Consider the following 230-nt stretch of genomic DNA (forward strand, 5'->3'; position numbering starts at 1 on the left):
CGACGACGCGGCGAGGTCGTACCCGCGGCGCCCCGCGGGCTCCCGCATCGCGTGGGCCTTCGCCGGGCCGTAGGCGTAGAAGGCGATCTCGCCGGTGTACCGCCCGTCGGCGCCGCCCATCCGGCTGGCGATCACCTCGTCCGCCCCGATCAGCTCCGCGATCCGCTCCACCAGCTCCGCGCTCGACGCCGACACCACCACGACGTCGTGGCCGGCCGCGGGGTGCTCGG

At 76.5% G+C, this 230-nt stretch carries 1 protein-coding gene; it reads right to left on the bottom strand.

Annotation, left to right across the window (positions count from 1 at the left end; all coding sequences use genetic code 11):
* Nucleotides 1-230 (bottom strand): haloacid dehalogenase-like hydrolase (locus tag KVT14_RS21805; RefSeq protein ID WP_217617434.1); only part of this gene is annotated, 230 nt, incomplete at both ends.

Source organism: Cellulomonas sp. GbtcB1, assembly GCF_019091725.1.
GTDB lineage: Bacteria > Actinomycetota > Actinomycetes > Actinomycetales > Cellulomonadaceae > Cellulomonas.